Source organism: Kribbella speibonae, assembly GCF_004331375.1.
Lineage (GTDB): Bacteria > Actinomycetota > Actinomycetes > Propionibacteriales > Kribbellaceae > Kribbella > Kribbella sindirgiensis.
Genome location: NZ_SJKC01000002.1, coordinates 337,226 through 356,411, shown reverse-complemented (window position 1 = coordinate 356,411; position 19,186 = coordinate 337,226). Strand labels below are relative to the sequence as shown.

Annotated in this window: 20 protein-coding genes; 13 read left to right on the top strand and 7 right to left on the bottom strand. The window is 69.6% G+C overall.

Features of this window, described 5'->3' with window-relative positions; all coding sequences use genetic code 11:
- Positions 1–36 precede the first annotated feature (36 nt).
- The 8 genes from E0H92_RS15125 (at position 37) to E0H92_RS15090 (ending at position 6,989) form a co-directional block, all read left to right on the top strand.
- Positions 37–873, top strand: coding sequence for a fumarylacetoacetate hydrolase family protein (locus E0H92_RS15125; protein WP_131462133.1), 837 nt, complete (start codon positions 37–39; stop codon positions 871–873).
- On the top strand, positions 870–1,592 hold the full coding sequence (locus E0H92_RS15120; RefSeq protein WP_131462132.1) for a GntR family transcriptional regulator: 723 nt from the start codon (positions 870–872) through the stop codon (positions 1,590–1,592). The genes E0H92_RS15125 and E0H92_RS15120 overlap by 4 nt, the downstream gene beginning before the upstream one ends.
- The gene (locus E0H92_RS15115) at positions 1,589–2,314 is read left to right on the top strand and encodes an SDR family NAD(P)-dependent oxidoreductase (RefSeq protein WP_131496682.1); all 726 of its coding nucleotides are present in this window, start codon (positions 1,589–1,591) and stop codon (positions 2,312–2,314) included. The genes E0H92_RS15120 and E0H92_RS15115 overlap by 4 nt, the downstream gene beginning before the upstream one ends.
- A 3-nt stretch (positions 2,315–2,317) precedes the next feature.
- Positions 2,318–3,877: an FAD-dependent monooxygenase gene (locus tag E0H92_RS15110; protein ID WP_131496681.1), complete on the top strand. Its 1,560-nt coding sequence runs from the start codon at positions 2,318–2,320 to the stop codon at positions 3,875–3,877.
- The gene (locus tag E0H92_RS15105) at positions 3,874–4,263 is read left to right on the top strand and encodes a cupin domain-containing protein (RefSeq protein WP_131462129.1); all 390 of its coding nucleotides are present in this window, start codon (positions 3,874–3,876) and stop codon (positions 4,261–4,263) included. Before E0H92_RS15110 ends, E0H92_RS15105 begins: the two co-directional genes overlap by 4 nt.
- 1 nt (position 4,264) lies before the next feature.
- On the top strand, positions 4,265–5,164 hold the full coding sequence (locus E0H92_RS15100) for an amidohydrolase family protein (protein ID WP_131496680.1): 900 nt from the start codon (positions 4,265–4,267) through the stop codon (positions 5,162–5,164).
- A 64-nt stretch (positions 5,165–5,228) separates the two neighbouring features.
- Positions 5,229–6,164, top strand: a complete 936-nt coding sequence (locus tag E0H92_RS15095) for a quinone oxidoreductase family protein (RefSeq protein WP_131462127.1) — start codon at positions 5,229–5,231, stop codon at positions 6,162–6,164.
- 135 nt (positions 6,165–6,299) lie between these two features.
- Positions 6,300–6,989 (top strand): GntR family transcriptional regulator, encoded by a 690-nt coding sequence (locus tag E0H92_RS15090; protein ID WP_130379386.1) that lies wholly within the window; start codon positions 6,300–6,302, stop codon positions 6,987–6,989.
- Here the strand turns inward: E0H92_RS15090 and E0H92_RS15085 are convergent.
- The 3 genes from E0H92_RS15085 to E0H92_RS15075 are packed head-to-tail and all read right to left on the bottom strand — an operon-like array spanning position 6,955 to position 8,674.
- Complete coding sequence (locus tag E0H92_RS15085; protein ID WP_131462126.1) at positions 6,955–7,686, bottom strand: PIG-L family deacetylase; 732 nt, start codon at positions 7,684–7,686, stop codon at positions 6,955–6,957. The genes E0H92_RS15090 and E0H92_RS15085 overlap by 35 nt on opposite strands.
- Entirely contained in the window at positions 7,686–8,150 is a 465-nt protein-coding gene (locus E0H92_RS15080; protein WP_131462125.1) for a PPOX class F420-dependent oxidoreductase, read from the bottom strand. The genes E0H92_RS15085 and E0H92_RS15080 overlap by 1 nt, the downstream gene beginning before the upstream one ends.
- 5 nt (positions 8,151–8,155) lie before the next feature.
- Complete coding sequence (locus E0H92_RS15075; RefSeq protein WP_131462124.1) at positions 8,156–8,674, bottom strand: hypothetical protein; 519 nt, start codon at positions 8,672–8,674, stop codon at positions 8,156–8,158.
- 76 nt (positions 8,675–8,750) lie between these two features.
- Between E0H92_RS15075 and E0H92_RS15070 the strand changes: the two genes are divergently transcribed.
- The 3 genes from E0H92_RS15070 to E0H92_RS15060 are packed head-to-tail and all read left to right on the top strand — an operon-like array spanning position 8,751 to position 11,507.
- Positions 8,751–9,542: a hypothetical protein gene (locus E0H92_RS15070; protein ID WP_238152702.1), complete on the top strand. Its 792-nt coding sequence runs from the start codon at positions 8,751–8,753 to the stop codon at positions 9,540–9,542.
- Complete coding sequence (locus E0H92_RS45490; RefSeq protein WP_131496679.1) at positions 9,542–11,116, top strand: DNA polymerase Y family protein; 1,575 nt, start codon at positions 9,542–9,544, stop codon at positions 11,114–11,116. The genes E0H92_RS15070 and E0H92_RS45490 overlap by 1 nt, the downstream gene beginning before the upstream one ends.
- A gap of 10 nt (positions 11,117–11,126) precedes the next feature.
- Positions 11,127–11,507: a VOC family protein gene (locus E0H92_RS15060; protein WP_131496678.1), complete on the top strand. Its 381-nt coding sequence runs from the start codon at positions 11,127–11,129 to the stop codon at positions 11,505–11,507.
- 4 nt (positions 11,508–11,511) lie between these two features.
- On the opposite strand, the gene E0H92_RS15055 is transcribed toward E0H92_RS15060, so the two are convergent.
- On the bottom strand, positions 11,512–12,807 hold the full coding sequence (locus E0H92_RS15055; RefSeq protein WP_131496677.1) for a glycosyltransferase: 1,296 nt from the start codon (positions 12,805–12,807) through the stop codon (positions 11,512–11,514).
- Entirely contained in the window at positions 12,804–15,014 is a 2,211-nt protein-coding gene (locus E0H92_RS15050; RefSeq protein WP_131496676.1) for a glycoside hydrolase domain-containing protein, read from the bottom strand. Before E0H92_RS15050 ends, E0H92_RS15055 begins: the two co-directional genes overlap by 4 nt.
- Before the next feature lie 159 nt (positions 15,015–15,173).
- Between E0H92_RS15050 and E0H92_RS15045 the strand changes: the two genes are divergently transcribed.
- Positions 15,174–15,941 (top strand): class I SAM-dependent methyltransferase, encoded by a 768-nt coding sequence (locus E0H92_RS15045; protein ID WP_165549797.1) that lies wholly within the window; start codon positions 15,174–15,176, stop codon positions 15,939–15,941.
- A gap of 90 nt (positions 15,942–16,031) precedes the next feature.
- The gene (locus tag E0H92_RS15040) at positions 16,032–17,627 is read left to right on the top strand and encodes an alkaline phosphatase D family protein (RefSeq protein WP_131496674.1); all 1,596 of its coding nucleotides are present in this window, start codon (positions 16,032–16,034) and stop codon (positions 17,625–17,627) included.
- Here the strand turns inward: E0H92_RS15040 and E0H92_RS15035 are convergent.
- Together E0H92_RS15035 and E0H92_RS15030 are read right to left on the bottom strand one after the other, a co-directional pair.
- On the bottom strand, positions 17,624–18,805 hold the full coding sequence (locus E0H92_RS15035; protein ID WP_131496673.1) for an RNA polymerase sigma factor: 1,182 nt from the start codon (positions 18,803–18,805) through the stop codon (positions 17,624–17,626). The two genes, E0H92_RS15040 and E0H92_RS15035, sit on opposite strands and share 4 nt — an antisense overlap.
- Positions 18,805–19,173 (bottom strand): YciI family protein, encoded by a 369-nt coding sequence (locus E0H92_RS15030; protein ID WP_131293399.1) that lies wholly within the window; start codon positions 19,171–19,173, stop codon positions 18,805–18,807. Before E0H92_RS15030 ends, E0H92_RS15035 begins: the two co-directional genes overlap by 1 nt.
- Between the last annotated feature and the right edge of the window lie 13 nt (positions 19,174–19,186).

Genomic DNA, 19,186 nt, shown 5'->3' with positions numbered 1-19,186 from the left:
GGGTGACCGTGATGCGTGGCGTTGAGTGGACCTGAGATGAAGTACGTGATGGTGGAGGACGCCGGGAGCGAGCGGCCCGGCGTACTCGACGGCGATTCGGTGTTGTTGCTCGACGCAACGGACCTGACCGAGGTGATCGAGTCCGGCGCGGCGCCGACGGGGGTGAAGGTGCCGTTCGCCGAGGAGCTGCTGCGTGCACCCCTGCGGCGGTTCCGGCGCGACATCCTGTGCACCGGGTGGAACTACTGGGACCACTTCGAGGAGAGCAAGGGTAAGCGCGAGGGCCAGGACGTGGACCGGCCCGAGCACCCGACGTTCTTCACCAAGGGTCCGGACGTGGTGATCGGCCCGTACGACGACATCGCCTGGGACCCGGCGATCTCGGCCAAGTGGGACTACGAGGCCGAGGTCGCGCTGGTGATCGGGAGGACCGGCAAGAACATCGCGGTCGACGAGGCGCTCGACCATGTCTGGGGCTACACGCTGGCCAACGACGTGTCGCAGCGGGACCTGCAGCGTGCGCACGGCGGGCAGTGGCTGAAGGGCAAGAGCGTCGACGACACCATGCCGCTGGGTCCGTGGATCGTCACCGCCGACGAGGTGGGCGACCCGCAGGACATCCACCTGCAGTGCCTGGTGAACGACGACGTACGCCAAGACGCGTCGACCCGGCAGATGGCGTTCGACGTCGCCACGCTGATCAGTGAGCTGTCGTTCGGTATGACGTTGCGCCCGGGCGACCTGCTGCTCACCGGTACGCCGGCCGGCATCGGGAACGCCCGTGAGCCCCAGGTGTTCCTGCAGGAGGGCGACGTGGTCGTCACCCGGTCCGACAAGCTCGGCACCTTGCGCAACCGGGTGGTCCGCGCATGAGCGGGCCACTGGAGCTGCTGCCAGGGGGCGGCAAGGGCGGTCGCCGTACTCTCGCCGAGCACGCGGCCGCGGAGCTGCATCAGCTGATCCTTTCGGGTGAGTTACCCAGTGGTACGCCTCTTCGCCTTGTGGAGCTGGCCAGCCGGCTCGAGATGAGCCAGATGCCCGTACGGGAAGGACTCCGGCGGCTGGAGGCCCTGGGGCTGGTCGAGATCATCCCGCACCGTGGCGCCTGGGTACGCGACCTGTCGTTGTCGGACCTGCGAGACACGCACGAGACGCGGCTGGCGTTGGAGAGCCTCGCAGTACGCGCGGCTGCGGCCCACTTCACCGAAGAGGACCTGACGAAGGCAGCGGCCGCACTGGCCGAGCACCTCCGGTTGTCACGCGCGGAGGACTCCACGGGTGCCCGTGAGGCCCATGCGGACTTCCACTTCGCGATCTACCGGGCCAGTGGTTCGCAGTGGTTGCCGCGGGCAATCGAGCCGGTCTGGCAGAACAGCGAGCGGTACCGGTTCGGCAGTCGTCCGACCGCGTTCCTGATCGAGCGGAGCCGGCAGGAGCACCAGGCGATCCTGGACGCGTGCGTGGCCCGGGACCCGGACGCGGCCGAGCAGGCGTTGCGCAGTCACCTGGCCGGCGCGTTCCAGCGAATCACCGAGACGATGACCTCGAAGCAGGCGTCCGAGCAGTCGTCGGGGCCGAAGGAGACGTCATGAAGGTGCGCTTCGACGCGACCGGTGAGGTCGTGGTGATCACCGGTGGCGCTCAGGGCATCGGTGCGGCGCTGGCTGCCGCTGTGAACGCTGCCGGCGGTACGGCGGTGGTCTTCGACGTCACGAAGCCGGCTGGTGCTCTTGAGTACGTCGAGGTCGACGTGGCGGACCGTGCGTCCGTGGAGCGCGCTGTTGCGGGTGTCCTGGAGCGGTACGGGCGTATCGACGGTCTGGTCGCCGGTGCGGCGGTGCAACCGCGGTCGCCGGTGCTGGAGATGGATGCGGCCGAGTGGACCCGCACGTTGCAGGTGAACCTGGACGGTGTGGTCTGGGCGTGTCAGGCCGTCGTACCGCACATGGTGGCGCGGCAGTCCGGTTCGGTGGTGGTGTTCACGTCCGGGATGGCGTCGACCGGGTTCGCGGGCGCTGCGGCGTACGCGGCGAGCAAGGCGGCGCTGGTGGCGTTCGCCAAGACGCTGGCGGTGGAGGTGGCCGGCGACCGGGTCAGGGTGAACGTCGTCGCGCCAGGCGTCATCGACACCGAGCAGTTCCGCAGTGCGAACGCCGGTGCGGACCGGGAGCACTGGCAGGACACCATAGGTATCGGCGACCCCGAGGACGTGGTCGGCCCGTTGCTGTTCCTGCTGTCCGACGCGGCGGCGATGACCGCGTCTGTGCTGACCCGGGAACGTGCTTTTGCCAAGCTCACGAGCTTTGTGGAGTAGTAAGTGACTGAACAGCTGCCTGTTGCCGTGGTGGGTGCCGGACCGATCGGTCTGACCACCGCGCTCGGTCTCGCGCACTACGGCATCCCGTACGTGCTGCTGGAGGAGGACGCGGTCCTGTCGTCCGACACGAAGGCCGGTACGACGCTCAGCCGGACGCTGGAGATCTGGAACCGGTATGGCGCGGTGGACGGCATCCTCGGCGCCGCGCTGCGGATCGACGAGATCGGCGACATCGACCGGGCCACCAACACTCCGCGGGCTTCGGTGCAGCTGGCCGAGCTGGTCAACGACACCCAGTTCCCGTTCGTCATCAACCTGCCGCAGCAGAAGATGGAGCCGCTGCTGGCGGCTGCTCTTCCGGAGCCGGTGCGTACGCAGCACCGGATGACGTCGTTCGAGGTCCGCGACGATCGCGTCGTACTGCAACTGGAGACCCCTGACGGTCCGCAGGAGCTGGAAGCCTCGTACCTGCTGGCCTGTGACGGCGGGCGTTCGCGGATCCGCGACGCGCTCGGTGTGAAGGTGGTGGGGGAGACCCTGCCCGAGCGGTACATGCTGATCGATGTCGTGGTGGACCTGGACGTCGACAACGTCAGGGACTACCCGTACCTCGCCTACTTCGCGGACAAGTCCGAGTGGATGGTGCTGATCCGGCAGCCGGACAACTGGCGGTTCCTGTTCCCGCTGGCGCCCGGCGCCGACGCACCGGGTGACGAGGACCTCCTGGTGAAGGTGAAGCAGTTCATCGGCGAGGTGGACCGGATCGAGCTGATGGGTTCGGTCGTCTACAACGTGCACCACCGTGTGGCCGAGCAGTGGAGTGCCGATCGCAAGGTCTTCCTGATGGGCGACGCGGCGCACCTCATCACGCCGATGTGGGCGCTCGGTCTGAACACGGGTGCGCTGGACGCGTCCAACCTCCCGTGGCGGCTGGCCTGGGTGCTGCGTGGCTGGGCCTCTGAGGGGCTGCTGGACGGCTACGAGCAGGAGCAGCGGCCGGTAGCGATCGAGGGCTCGGGCGAGATGGCGGAGGCGGCCCGCAAGTACATGTCCTTCCAGCGCGGTGCTGTCACCGAGGACACCGGCGCGTGGGCCACGGCGTACAACCGGACGCTGCTGAGTGTGCGGCTGGACGTCGACGGTGTGGGCGACTGGTCGATGGTGGCGACGTCCGCCGCGCCGCCTGCCGTCCGAGCGGGTGACCGGGCGCCGGACCTCGTACTGCAGAGCCCGACAGGTCGTACGACGATCCACGACCTGTGCCGTGACGCGTTCGTGGCGCTGTACTTCACCGACGTACGGCGCCGGCCGGAGATCCCGGTGAACGAGTCGCCGGCGTTGCGGCACTACGCGGTGTCCCGGTGGGACGCGCCGCACGACTCCGGTCTGCGGGACAGGGCCCTGTTCGATCCGGGCAGTGTCGCCACCAAGAGGTACGGCGTACCGGCGGACAGCGTCGTACTGATCCGGCCGGACGGCCATATCGCTGCGGTGGCTCCGATGGGTACTGGTGTGGCCGAGGAGCTGTACACGCGGGTCACCGGTCGGGAGGTGCCATGAGTTTCGACGAGCCGCTGCGGGAGATCCTGCTGCAGACGGACGACCTGGAGTGGGTGGAGAAGTCACTGGACGGCCTGTCCCACAAGATGCTGTGGCGGGACCCGGTGACCGAGGCGTCGATCGCCCTGGTGCGGTTCGAGAAGGGCGCCGGCATCCCGTCGGAGCACAAGCACGCCTCGAACCAGTTCATGTTCTGCCTGTCCGGCCGGTACGTGTACCTGCCGACCGGGACGACGCTGACCAAGGGCAGCTTCTACTGGAATCCGAAGGGCGCCGTCCACGGGCCCACGCGGGCAGAGGAGACCTCTGTCCTGCTGGAGGTGTACGACGGTCCGCACTACCCGGAGCGTCCGGACTTCTACGACAACGACGAGGACGCCCGCTGACATGGCCGGCTGGGACGTCCACACGCACCTGATCCCGCCGACCGTACTGGCGGCGGCGCACCGGGGTGAGTTCGGGTTGTCCGTCGACAACGGTTCGCTGGTCGTCGACGGGGAGCGGCTGCCGCTGCGGCGGCTCGCCGACCCGGCCGCACTGCTGCACTGGGTCTCGTCACAGGACCTGGACGGTGCCGTGGTGTCAGTGCCGCCGGCCCTCTTCCGGTACGACGCCAGCCTCGAGTGGACGGAGCTGGTGAACCAGGGACTCCGGGAGCTCGCCACACCGCAGCTGCGCGTACTGGCGCACCTGCCGCTGCTCGACCCGGCCGCACCCTCCGTAGCCGCCGCACTGGCCAGTGAGGGTGTCTTCAGCGGTTTTGCCTTCGGTACGCCGAGCTACGCCGGTCTGGATCCGGTGTGGCGGGTGCTGGACGCTCTGGAGGCGTTCACGCTGATTCACCCGGGACACAGTGACGACAAGCGGCTTGATTCGTTTTACCTGTCGAACCTGTTGGGGAATCCGTACGAGACCGGACTGGCGGCGGCTTCGCTCGTCTTCGCGGACGTGCCGGGGCGGTTCCCGGGAATCCGGTTCTGTTTGTGCCATGGGGGTGGTGTGACGGCGGCCGTCGCCGGACGGTGGCAGCGCGGGATCGACCAGGAACGCCCCGGGATCGAGCCGGTGTCCCTGCCGGTGGCCGAGGCCCTGCGTCGCTTCTACGTCGACGATCTGGTCCACGACGACGCCGTACTGGAGTTGCTGACCAAGACGTTCGGGCCCGAGCGGGTACTGGCCGGGAGTGACTGGCCGTTCCCGATGGGCAGCGACGAGGTGTCCGCCGCACGGTCCGCTGCTGCCGAGGTGCTGACCCGGCCGCTGGCGAAGGAGGTCGCCGAGTGGTGAGACGTGTTTTCGGTCTGATCGAGGTTGTGATCAGATATCAAATCGTGGGGAACGGGGTAGAGGCGTGAGTACACGGGGGACTGTCCTGCGCAGTCATGGACCAGGGGAGCAACTGAAGGCCGAAGAGGTCGAGCTGACCGCCGGTCCCGGTGAGACGTTGGTGGAGATGCGGCTGGCCGCGGTGACTCCGCTGGACCGGTCGACCCTGGCCGGAAAGCAGCCGGCCGGGCCGTTCGTGCCTGGCACCGAAGGCGCCGGCGTCGTGGTGAGTTCGGACGTCGCCGAGGCGGGTACGCCGGTGGTGGTCCGTGGCGAGGGCCTTGGCGTGACCCGGGACGGAGTCTGGGGCCGGTACGCCGTCGTCCCGAATGCCGCCGTACATCGGCTGCCGTCGTCGCTGGAGCCGGCTACGGCGCTCGCGCTGATGACACCGGCGTTGACGGCGCACACCGCCGTGCGACGAGTGGCCGACGTACAGGAGGGCGAGACGGTCGTGGTCACCGGCGTCACCGGTCTGGTCGGGCACCTGTGTGCTGCGATCGCACGGTCGGCCGGTGCGTCCCGGGTGATCGGTCTGGTGTCGCTGGACGACCGCGCCGACGGTGCGGCCGGGCTGGTGGATCAGGTCGTCCGCGTGGACGGTCTGGGACAGGTGGGTCGGGAGCTGCCGTGGTGCGACGCGGTCATCGACACCATGGGTGGTCCGGTGGCCGGTGGGGTGCTCGGACACATCTCTCCGGGCGGACGGATCGCCGTACTGGGCTACAAGGCCGGTGAGTTCACCACGATCGATCTGCACCAGTTGATCGGCCGGGACCTGCGGGTGCTGCCGGTGAACCTGCAGCGGACCACGCTGGCACCGGATGCGGTCGGTCAGGCGCTGGCCGATATCGCCTCGATGACCTGGCGAGCTGACTACGACGTCGTACCGGCGGACCGGATCGGCGAGGTGCTGGACCGGCCGGCGGGCCGCGTTCTGCTGGACCTGACGGCTCTCTGAGCGAACGGCCGGTGGCCTAGACCACTTGTATTTACTGGGCAATCTGTGGTCGAAGGCCGCCAGATACCCGGTCGGCGGCTACGGTACCTCCAGAGCCGAAGAGGGCATCTAGAGGAGAGAGGCAGCCCGCTACTGATGATCCGACGACTCGAGCTCACGCCTGGGGGACCGACAGGGCGTCGTACGCTCGCCGAGGAAGCTGCCGCCGAGCTGCACGAGCTCATCCTGTCCGGCGAACTTCCCAGCGGTACGGCGCTCCGGCTGGAGGAGCTCGCCAAGCGACTGGACATGAGCCAGATGCCGATCCGGGAGGGGCTCCGGCGGATGGCGGCGCTCGGACTGGTCGAGATCGTCCCGCACAAGGGCGCCTGGGTGCGGGAGCTGTCGATGGAGGACCTGCGCGACACCCACGAGACCCGGCTGGCCCTGGAGTCGCTGGCCGTTCGTGCGGCCGCGACACGGTTCTCGGACTCGGACGCGGCGGCCGCCCGGACCGCACTGGCCGAGCATGTCCGGCTGTCGAAGCTGGGCGACAACATCGCGTCCCGGCAGGCGCACACCGAGTTCCACTTCGCGATCTACCGCTCCGGCGGCTCGCGGTGGCTGCCGCGGGCGATCGAGCCCGTCTGGCAGAACAGCGAGCGCTACCGGTTCGGTTCGCGGCAGACCAAGGCCCGGATCGAGCAGACCCGGCGCGAGCACCAGGCGATTCTCGACGCGTGCCTGGCGCACGACGAGGAGGGCGCGGAGGCAGCGCTGCGCGAGCACCTGGAGGGCGCCATGCAGCGCATCACCGAGACGATGGAGCGCCGCTCCAAGCAGTAAGTTCTTCGAACCGGTCCTGCTGCCAGCCCGTCGCGTCGAACACCGCACGCAGCAGCAGACCGTCACTGCTCGACCGGTGCACTCCCAGGAGTTCGTCGAGCGGCTTACTGCCCAGGCCGTCGTAGTACTCGTCCAGTGCCTGCCGCCGTCGCTGCTCGGATGCTCCGCCGATCACTTCCAGCGGCGTATCGCACCCTTTGACGTGGCCCGACCCGACCTGCTCACCTGGGGCGAGCTGCTGGATCAGCTGCTGGCCCGCACGCACGTCCTGCGCTCTGACACGTGCACCCAGGACACGGCAGTTGACGCGTGCCCGCTGGACCCCTTGTGAGATGGCGATGTGGTCCGGGTGACCAGTCAGTCCGTCACTGCCGACGGTGAGGATGAGCTCCGGCTCGACCACAGCAGCCGCGACCTCGATCGCTTCCGCCAGGTCGTCCGGCGACGCTGTGGCCAACGAGCGTGGTCCACTGCGACCGCCGTCGTCGATCCACTGGTCCACGGCTCCCAGCCAGTCCCATTCCTTGATTCCGAGCAGCGAGCAGGAGGCGCTGAGGTGATCGAGGGCTCCGTGCATGCCGGCGGTAGCGACTCGCAGTACGACGTGCCAGCCCTGCTCGCTCAGCACAGACGTGGCGGCGCCTGTGGCGAAGACCTCGTCGTCCGGATGCGCGTGGACGACCAGTGCCGTCCGCATCAGTCAGCTAGGTGGGCCGGGAAGCCGCCGGTGGCGATCGGGCTCCAGCGCTCCGGGGTGATGCGGATGAGGCACTTGCCCTGCTTCACCATCGCCTCGCGGTACTCGTCCCAGTCCGGGTGCTCACCGGAGATGGAGCGGTAGTAGTCGACCAGCGCGTCCACTGCGTCCGGTAGCTCGATCACTTCACCGCTGCCGTCTACCTGCACCCATGCGCCGTTCCACTCGTCCGACAGCACGACCACGCTGGCCTTGCCGGCCCGCTTGACGTTCGTGCTCTTCGCCCGCTCCGGGTACGACGAGATGACAATCCGCCCCTCGGTGTCCACCCCACCCGACACCGGCGACGCCTGTACTGTCCCGTCGGCCCGGGTGGTCATCAGCAGCATGTGATGACGCGGCCGCACAAACTCCAGCAACCCGTCCAGCTCGACCTTGGTGTTGGTGGCAATAGTCCTTGGCATGACACTCACCCTATGTCTGCCGGGGTGATGAGGCGCTCCAGTTCGTCGTCCGTGAGCTGGTTGATGAGGTGTTTGGCGCGTTGGGCCTGCGCTGTGGTGGGCAAGGCGCCCTCGAGCAGGTCTGGAAGGAAGAGCTCGTAGCCCGCGCGGGCGCGGGGGGAGTAGCGGTGGCGGGTGCGGGCGACTGCCGAGGACACGCGGATCGCGTGCTCGTTGCCGGGAGGTACGCCGGGGCGGTCGGTCTCCTGTGCCGCGAACCGGAAGCCGTTCGCCTTGTCGCAGCTCGGGCACCCGGAGTCGCCGGCGCCGAGCGTGGCACCGCAGTCCGGGCAGATCAGCTGGTTCAGCGCGCCGTCCACGACCCGCCAGTCGAACTCGGAGGTGTCCTGCAGCACGACCTCGGCCAGCTCGCGCGCTTCCGCCGTACCTCCGGACTCTGTGCAGAAACTGTCCCAGGCGGCGTCGATACTGTCCTCGACCTGCCGCAACGCGCTGGTGAACCGAGGGTGATCGACGCGTCGCATGCCCCGGACTCTAGCCAGCCCCGGGCCTGTGGACGACCGGATTGACTTGTTCGAACAGGTGTTCGAACATGGAGTCATGACGGGGAGCGAGGCAGTGGGAGGTCGGGTCACGGCGCTCGATCACGCTCGCCTGCTCCTCGCCAGGGCGAAGGCGCAGAAGGGCGCCGCCGAAGCCGATCCGGGGCCTGAGGCGAGGACGACCCGGGTGCCCTCGGCGGCCCGGGTGCAGCAGGCTTTGGACACGGCGGGGGTGGATCGGGAGCTGCCGACGCATCCGGCGGTGGGTGAGTTGCTGGCGGGAGCAAGCCTGCGCGGCGGTTCGGTGTACTCGGTGCGCGGGAGTGCCGCGCTGGTGATGGCGCTGATGGCCGGGCCGTCCGCGGAAGGGGCCTGGTGCGGCGTGGTCGGCGTGCCGTCGTTCGGGGCCGAAGCGGCGCGCGGGCTCGGGGTGGACCTGGAGCGTCTCGTGCTCGTTCCGGACCCGGGGCCGGAGTGGCTGAGCGTCGTCGCCGCGCTGGTCGACGCGCTGACCGTGGTGGTCGTCCGCCCGCCCGGCGAGGTGACACCGGGTGAGGCGTCCCGGCTCGCCGCGCGGCTCCGGACCCGCGGCGCGATGCTGATCGCGTACGGGTCCTGGCCCGGCAGCGAGGCCCGGTTCGAGATCGAGAGCAACACCTGGACCGGTCTCGGCGACGGCGAAGGACTGCTCGCCGCCCGCCGCGCGACCGTCGCGGTGACCGGACGGCGCGCCGCCGTAAGGGCTCGCCACGAGCTCTGGCTACCTGCCACCGACGGCACGATCCGCTCCACCGGGACCGCTGAAGGCCGGTCGCGAGAGTGGGCCGAGCAGATCGAGGCGGTGGGCTGATGGGCGGGCTGACCCGGACGATGGTGATCTGGGTGCCGGACTGGCCGGTGGCGGCGGCCGCGGTGGCGACCGGGCGATCACCGGACGAGCCGATCGCCGTCCTGGAGAAGGGAAAGGTGCTCGCCACCTCCGCCACCGCCCGCGCCGAAGGGGTACGGCGCGGGCAGCGGGCCCGGGACGCGCAGTCGCGGTGCCCGGAGCTGGTCGTGCTGAAGTACGACCCGGTGATCGACGCGCGGGCGTTCGACCCGGTGCTCTCGTGCCTGGAGGCGATCACGCCGGGGGTGCAGGTGATCCGTCCGGGGATGTGCGCGTTGAAGGCACGCGGCCCGGCGCGGTTCTACGGCACTGAGGAGGCGGCCGCGGAGAAGCTGCTCGACCGGCTCGAGACGTTCGACGTGCACGGCAGCCGGATCGGGATCGCCGACGGCCCGTTCGCCGCGGAGCAGGCGGCCCGGGTGAGTTCCGCGCGGACCCGGGTGCACGTGGTGCCGCCGGACGGTTCACCGGAGTTCCTCGCGCCGCTGTCGGTCGACGTCCTCGAGCAGCCGGCGCTCACCGATCTGCTGCGGCGGCTGGGGTTGCGGTCGCTGGGGGCGTTCGCGCAGTTGCCCCGGACCGAGGTGCTGACCCGGTTCGGCCCGGACGGCGCCTTCGCCCATCGGCTCGCCCGGGGGTCCGACGATCGCCCGGTGACCGGCCGGGAGATCCCGCCGGAGCTCACCCGGACGCTCGACTTCGAGCCGCCGGTGGACCGGGTCGACCAGGTCGCGTTCGCGGTCCGGGCGATCGCCGACGAACTGATCGCCCGGCTGACCGAGCTCGGACTGGTGTGTACGACGCTGCGGGTCGAGGTCGGCACCGAGTCCGGGCGGATCCACGAGCGGGAGTGGCTGCACCCGCGCTGGTTCACTGCGGCGGACGTGGTGGACCGGGTGCGCTGGCAACTGCAGGGGAGCGGTACGGCGACCAGCGAGCTGACGTCACCGGTCGTCCGGATCCGGCTGATCCCGGACCAGGCGGATCCGGTCGGCGCGCATGTCGACGGGTTGTGGGGCGGCGGCCCCGACGAGCGGATCCACCGGGCGTTGTCGCGGGTGCAGAGCATGCTCGGTCACGGCGCGGTGGTGTCGGTGGTGATCGGCGGCGGTCGCGGCTTCGCGGAGCGGCAGACGCTGGTCCCGTGGGGCGATCCGCCGGTGCCGGCCCGCCCACCGGACCAGCCGTGGCCGGGCGCGATCACCGGCGCGGACCCGAAGCGCTGGCCGGCCCTGGCACCGACCACGGTCTTCCCGGAGCCGATCCCCGCGAAGGTGTTCGCCGCCGACGGCACCCAGGTCGCGGTCACCGCCCGCGGCGAACTGTCCGCCACCCCCACCGGCCTTCAACTTGCCGACAGCAACAAGATCCACCCGATCACCGCCTGGGCCGGCCCCTGGCTCACCACGGAACGCTGGTGGGACCCCACCACCGAGTCCCGCCAGGCCCGCTTCCAGTTCCAAACCGCCGACACCCGAGCCTGGCTCCTCACCCTCCACCAAACCACCTGGCAGGCCCAAGCCACCTATGACTAAGTTGGTCGGCATGCATCGGAGTCGAGTGTCCACGTTTCTGATCGACGTTCGGCGGGACGAGGTGGATGACGCCACGGCGTTCTGGTCCGCCGCGCTCGGGGTGCGGACTTCGTCGCCGGAGGGGGAGCCGCAGTTTGTCAGCTTGCATGATGCTGTTCCCGGGTACGTGACTGCGATTCAGTCCGTTGACGACGAGCCGCGGTATCACCTGGACATCGAGACCGACGACGTACCCGCGGAGGTCGCGCGTCTGACCGGGATCGGTGCGGTCGAGGTTGCCAGTTGGCAAGGCTGCCACACGCTGCGGGCGCCGGGTGGTCACCTGCTCTGTGTCATCCCGGTTCACAGCGATCCGGCGTACTTCGAGCAGCGCGCGACCGTCTGGGAGTAAGCCGTCAGGCGAGTTGGACGGCAGGCGGTTCGGTGAGTGCGAAGAGGCGGTCGAACACCGCAACCCGGTCGAACTGCAGTGCGTGCGCCCGCGCGCGCCGCTCGGCGTCCGCCCGCTGCTCGTGGGTCCAGTCGCACACGACCTCGTCCAGCACGGTCCGCAGCGTGGCCGGGTCTCGCTGCGGCACCAGCAGGGCCGTGTCACCGACCGCCTCGGGTACGCCGCCGGTCGCGCAGGTGATGATCGGCCCGCCGCCGGCGAGCGCCTTCTCGACCAGCGCGATCCCGAACGTCTCCACGAACTCCGGCTGTTCGCGGGTCGGCAGCACGAACGCCGCACTCCCGGCCATCAGCGCCGGCTTCTCCGCGTCGTCCACATCGGTCAGCACGCGCACCCGTTCGCCCAGGCCCGCTGCCGCCACCCGTGCCACCACCTCGGCTTCCTGCGGCCCGCGCCCAGCGAGCACCAACTCGACCTGCGAGGCCGACCGCGACCCGGCGTACGCGTCGATCAGGTCGTCGACGCCCTTCGCGGACGCGATCCGGGACAGGAACAACACGTACCCATCTCGCGCAAGGCCGCGCCGGGCAAGAGTTTCGACGATCCTGTCATCGGTGAGCGACAGGTACGGCCAGGAGTCGACGGCCGGGTAGGAAATGGCGATCCGCTCCCGGCACCGCTGCGCGAACGTCGTACCGGCCATGCCGTCGAGGGTCGCCGCCGAGGCCACGATCAGGTCCCTGGTGTACTCCGACACCGCCACGCAGTGGTCGGCCGCCAGGTAGACCGACAGGATGTGCGCGGCCGCCCCGAACCGGCCGGTGTTCACGCACTCACGCACCACGTTGGTGATGTCCGAGCCCACCGCCTCGGCCACCGTGGTGATCCGTGCGGGCCCGAGCTGGCGCGCCACCTGGACGGCCTCCTGTACGGCGATCGCGTGCGGGCTCAGGTACAGCGACATCGCCACCGTCGGCACGCCGTCGCTGAACAGCTCGACCAGCCGCCCGATCAGCCCCGACAGGTAGCGCCCGTCCGGAACCCGGTAGTCGCCGACGGGATCGGGCCGCTCCACGGTGATGCCAGGGCTGTACGGCAGCACGCGATCGAGCGGTTTCATCGGCAGCCCGGCCGCCTCCAGCGCGTCCAGCGGCCACGTCACGATCCGTACGTCGTCGAACCCACGGGTGAGCGCCACCTCTGCCAGGCAGCGTGCCTCACCGGAATGCCCGCAGATCACCGGGTCGGCGCGGACGACAAGGACCAGGCGGCGGGTGGGTGCGGAGTCGGCGATGCTCATGCGTCACCTCCAATGGGATCGGATGTGGACGGCGGCCTGATTCGGGTGCCCCAGCCGGAGGGCCGCGGGCCGAGCTCGATGTGCAGGGTGCGGAGGCGCCGCAGTTCCCGGCCGGAGATCCAAGGACGTTCGAGGGTCTTGCCGTCCACCGCGATGGATTGGACGTAGGAGACCGGTCCGCCGGCCTCGACCGGCTCGAATCCCCTGGTGGTGATGGACAGTTCGCTCTCCGGCAGCCGGATCGTGGACTCCGCCACGGCCGGCGCGCTCACCAGGAACAGGTTCTGCCCAGCCACCGGGAACAGCCCGAGCGTCGCCCACACGTACCACGCGGACAGCCCACCGGAGTCGTCGTTACCGGGCAGCCCGCCCCGGCCGGTGCCGAACTGGTTGGCGATCGCGGCATGCACCACCTCGGCCGTCCGATCCGGCCGTCCGGCGTAGTGGTAGGACCACGGCGCCTCGTAGTCCGGCTCGTTGTTCAGTCCCTCGAACCGGCACAGGTCGTATCCGGCGTCCATCTCGGCCACGCTCGGTGCCACTCCCGGCTGGGTGACCGGTACGGCGTCGTACCCGAAGAACCGGTCGAGCAGTCCGACGAACGCCTCGTCGCCGCCGGCGAGCGCGATCCGGGTGCGCATGTCGTGCAGCAGCCGGAAGGAGTAGTTCCACCGGCCGCCCTCGTAGAACGTCGAGTCGCGCAGCAGGCCCGTGTTCGGGTCGTACGCCGCCCGCCAGCGTTGGGCGAGGTCGCGCATCTGCTGGGCCAGCGGCCGGTCGCGCACCTTGCCGGCGATCGCCGCGGTGCAGTGGTACGCGTACGCCAGGTCGAGGGTGTGGCTGATCGGATGCGCCACACCGTGCACCAGATAGTCCTCGCCGTACGTCCGGCGCAGGTCCATCTCCAGGTGGACCATGGCCCAGTCCCAGTCGATACCGGGCAGATCCAGTTGGCACAGGTCGGCCAGGAAGGTGTGCGCGAGCGCGCTGCCCTGCCGGGAGAACCGGTCGGCGCCCTTGGCCATCCGGTAGCCGATCGGCAGGTTGCCCTCCTGCTCGCAGATCGACAGCATCGCGCCGGCCAGCGCGACCGAATGCTGCGGGAACAGCGTGGTCATCAGCGGCAGCTGGGTGCGGTAGATGTCCCACATGGTGCAGATGTCGAACGCGTACGGGCCGTCGGTCGTCCACGACGGGCTCTCGTCCGGGGCGAAGCACGGCTTGACCAGCGAGTGGTACAGCGCGGTGCCGAAAACCGTCGCCTGGTCACCGGACTCGGCGTCGATCGTGACCTTGCCGAGGTGGTCGCGCCAGGTGGCCGCCGTACGGTCGCGCCGCCCGGCGAACGTGATCTGCTCGCGGCCGACGTCCGTGTGCAGGTTGTCGCGGGCCGTGTCACATCCGCGCAGGGAGAATCCGAGCCGCACCTCGACGGTCTGCTCGGCGCGCGAGGGGCCCATGAACATCAGCCCGAACGGCCGCAGTGTGGTCGGCCGGATGTAGTCGAAGTCGAGGCGGGTGCCGCCGGGCATCAGGCGCCGGTCGTACCACAGCAGCTGCCGCCAGCCCGGGGCGTCGACCTCCAGGTGTACGGCCAGCGGCACCCCCTCGACGTGGATCTCTCCCTGCGCCACTCCGGGTTCCAGCATCGCCAGATGCGCCTTCAGCGGCACCGTCTGGCTGTGCGGGATGGCGAGGCCGCCGGTCGAGGCGTCGATGACGATCCGGGCGGCGTCATGCGCCGGGAAGGTGTAGCGGTGGACGGCCGACTTGGGGCCGACCGTCATCTCACAGCGCACGCCAGAGCTCAGCGTCGCCGCGTAGTAGCCGGGCTCGGCCACCTCGTCCAGCAGGTCCCACGTGGTGCCCAGGTCGTCGAGCGGGCCGAGCATCGGCGTGACCCGGAAGTAGTTGTAGTACTTGCGGATCGCGCCGGTACCGGACTGCTGGAAATGGGTGAAGCCGGACGCGACCGGGCGGTCGTACAACAGGTTGGGCACACCCTCGGTGTTGAAGTCGTACAGCCCGTAGCCGGTCGGGTAGGCCCCGGAGTACGGGCAGGCCGACACCATCCCGAATGGGTGCACGGCGCCCGGGTGGGTGTTGCCGACCTGCGGCTTGGGCCACCACCAGGTCGCGGCCAGGCCCTTGGGCGTGGGCAGGTCGGTGGCGCCGGTCCCGATGAACGGGTCGACGTACTCGTACATGAGGGCCCACCCCCTCGCGCGGCTGACGTGGATCCTCAAGGTAAGAAGCAGATGTTTCCGTTGAATGACCGAAGGAAACGCGCAGGTTACGACCGGGAGCATGTTGGCCGGCAGCAGAATTCGGTGAGCCGCCGCAGGCCCCGGTCTACGCTCCGAGACATGACTGAGCTCGCGGTGACGTTCCAGCAGCCGGCGGTGGCGGAGGCCTATCAGCATCGGCCGCCGTACCCGGACGAGGTGTTCGATCGGCTCCTGGAGCTGATCGTCGACGAGCCGCGGCGGGTACTCGACATCGGCGCCGGGGAAGGGGCGCTCGCGCGACCGCTCGCACCGCGGGTCGAGCACGTCGACGCGATCGACTTCTCCGAGCCGATGGTCGCGGCGGGCAAACAGCGCCCGGGCGGCGATCACCCGAACCTCAGCTGGCAGGTCAACCCGATCGAGGCCGCCGACCTCGACGGCCCGTACGCACTGGTGACGGCCGGCGCCAGCATCCACTGGATGCCGTGGGAAGAGACGTTCGCGCGGATCGTCCCGCACCTGACCCCGAACGCCCAGCTCGTCGTGATCGAGCACGGCCCGGTGGACATGCCCTGGTGGGACGGCGTCGTCCAGGCCATCAAGAAGCACTCACGCAAGAAGAACCACGACACGAACTACAACGTCGTCGACGCGATCCGGGACCGCGGACTGCTGGATCCAACAGGTACGGCGCGGACCGCGCCCGTCACCTACCACCAGAAGATCGCGGACTACGTCGAACAGTTCCACTCGACGTCGAGCCTGGCACGCGACCTGATGACGCCCGAGGAGGCCGCAGACTTCGACACGATCGTCGAAGAAGCAGTGCGGCCGTACGCGAATGACGGCCTGCTCGAGCTGACGATCCAGGCCGAACTCAGCTGGGGCAGACCACTCGCTGCCTAGCGTTCAGCTACTCGACGCCCACCTGCTGTTGACCAACCCCGACGATGCGGCAAAGGTTCGTGACCGGACAGCCATCGTGGGAGGGTAGGGATGAGCGAACAGGTGGTAGGGCGGCGGACGTTGCTGGGTGCCGCGGGTGCGGCAGTCGCGCTGGGTGGAGTCGTCGACGTACGGCGGGCACACGCGAACCCGATCCGCAGCGACCCGTTCGGCCTCGGTATCGCCAGCGGCGACCCGCTGCCGGACCGCGTGATCCTGTGGACCCGCCTGCTGGGCGATCTGCTGGGCGATCGCGCCGTACAGGTCGGCTGGCAGGTCGCAACCGATGAGCGCTTCCGGCACGTCGTCCGGGCCGGGTCGGCGACAGCCCGCCCGAACCTGGCGCACTCGGTCCATGTGGATGCCGCCGGGCTGCGGCCGGGCCGTGACTACTTCTACAGATTCCGTACCGGCAGATTCGTCAGCCCCGTCGGACACACCCGGACGGCGCCGGCTCCAGGAAATGCAGCCGCGCGATTGCGGTTCGCCGTCGCGAACTGCCAGGACTGGCAGAACGGGTACTTCGGGGCGTACCGGGACATCGCCGCGTCCGATCTCGATCTGGTGCTGCACGTCGGCGACTACATCTACGAGTACGACCCGCAGCAGGACGCCGTACGGCAGCACAACCCGTCGTCCGGGACCGCGCAGGGCGCCGATCAGCTGATCACGCTCGCCGACTACCGGAACCGGCACGCGCTGTACAAGTCCGACCCGGCGTTGCAGGCGGCTCATGCCGCACTGCCGTTCATCTCGACGTGGGACGACCACGAGACCGAGAACAACTACGCGGGTCTCGTCGACGAGCAGGACGACCCGCCGTGGCACCAGACCCGCGAGCAGTTCAAGCTCCAACGCGCCGCGGCGTACCAGGCCTGGTACGAGCACACCCCCGTACGGGCGACCAACCGGAGCGGATGGTCCGACCTGCGGATCTACCGCCGCTTCGACTTCGGCACGCTGCTGCGGTTGAACGTGCTCGACACCCGGCAGTACCGCACTGATCAGCCCGGTGGCGGTGTGCCGACCGGGGGTCTGCCGTCCGACTTCGGGTCGCAGGTACTCGGCGACACGAACGTGACGGGCACGCTGACCGGTCCGGTGCAGGAGAAGTGGCTGCTGGAGGGTCTGCGGACGTCGCGCAGCCGGTGGAACGTGCTCGGGCAGCAGGTGATGATGGCGCCGACCCGGTTCGTCACCCCGCCACCGGCGTCGGTGGTCAACCTGGACCAGTGGGACGGGTACACGCCGCAGCGCCGCCGGTTGCTGGCTGCGATCGCCGCGAGCAAGGCCGCGAACCCGGTGGTGATCGCCGGTGACATCCATTCGACCTGGATCAACGACCTGCGGCTCACGGTGGACGACCCGTCGGCGCCGGTGGTCGCCAGCGAGTTCGTCTCGACATCGATCACCTCGGACTTCCCGGCCGCGTTCGTACCGATCGCCGAGCAGTCCAACGCCGCCTTCAACCCCTGGGTGCGTTACTTCAACGGCCGTACCCACGGCTGGCTGCGGATGGACGTCGACCGGGACCGCTGGCTGACCGAGGAGCGTTCGGTGGCGTCCGTCGCCGTCCCCGATGCTCCGTCGTCGACCACTGCTCGCTGGGCCGTGGAGGCCGGCAAACCGGGAGTCGTCCCGGCCTAGAGCGCGTCGGCGCGGGACTGCAGGTACCGCTGCTCGGGTGTGCTCTGGGTCAGCCGGGCCGCGAGCTGATAAGCGTCCCGGGCCCCCGCGCCGTCTCCGGACAGCTCGAGGAGATGTGCGCGGACGGCGGCCAGTCGGTGATGGTCGCGCAGTGCCGGGTCGACGTCGTCGAGTAGCTTCAGTCCGGCGGCGGGGCCGTGGACCATCGCGACCGCGACGATCCGGTTCAGTGTCACCATCGGGCCCGGGGCGGTCGTCTCGAGGAGTTCGTACAGCATCAGGATCTCGCGCCAGTCGGTCTCGTCGGCGTCGGCCGCCGAGTCGTGGACCGCGGCGATCGCCGCCTGCAGCTGGTACGGCCCGACCGGCGCGGACCGCAACGTTGCCTCGATCAACGACGTACCCTCGGCAATCGCCGTCGCGTCCCACAACGACCTGTCCTGCTCGGGCAACGGCACCAGCGCGCCGTCGGCGGTCGTCCGGGCGGGCCGGCGCGCGTCGGTCAGCAGCATCAACGCGAGCAGCCCGGCCACCTCGCCCTCGGCCGGCAGCGAAGCGTGCAGCTGGCGCGTCAACCGGATCGCCTCCGCACTCAGCTCGACCCGGTGCAGCGACGTACCGGACGAGGCCGTGTAGCCCTCGTTGAAGACGAGATAGAGCACATGCAGTACGGCGGCCAGGCGCTCGGGCTGCTCGGCCGCCGGCGGCATCGCGAACCGTGCTCCCTGGAGCTTCGCCTTCGCCCGGCTGATCCGCTGCCCGATCGTTGCCTCCGGCACCAGAAACGCGCGGGCGATCTCACCGGTCGTCAATCCGCCGACGGCGCGGAGCGTCAGCGCCACCTGGGACTGCGGCGTCAGCGCCGGATGGCAGCACAGCATCAGCAGCGTCAGCGAGTCGTCCTCCGACGACACGGGCTCCGGGGGACTCCACGACGCGACGGTCTCCTCCCGCCGGGTCCGGGCCGCCTCGTTCCGCAGTACTTCGATCCGCCGCCGCGAGGCGACCGTGATCAGCCAGCTGCGCGGGTTCGCCGGAACACCCTCACCAGGCCACTGCAGCGACGCGGCCAGCAGAGCCTCTTGTACGGCGTCCTCGCACGCGTCGAAGTCGCCGTACCGCCGGACCAGCGCGCCGAGCACCTGCGGCGCCTGCTCCCGGAGCAGCTCCTCGAGCATCAGCTGAACGCGCTGAGGTCACGTACGGGACGGACTTCCACGACGCTGAACGGCGCCTCGGGGATCTGCGCGACGATCTCCACCGCACGGTCCATCGAGTCGCAGTCCAGCAGGTAGAAGCCGGCCAACTGCTCCTTCACCTCGGCGAACGGACCGTCCGTCGTCATCGGCTTGCCGTCGCGGACCAGGACCTGTTTGGTCAGCTCCGGGGCGTCGAGCGATTCCGACGCGATCAGCTCGTTCTGGACGGCGAGCGCTTCGTGCAGAGCGGCGTACCCCGCCATGCCTTCCTTCTTCTGCTCGTCCGTCATCGAGTCCCAGACCGCACGGGACTCCGGGTTGCCGTAGATCAGTACCAGGAACCTCATCTGCACAGGGTAA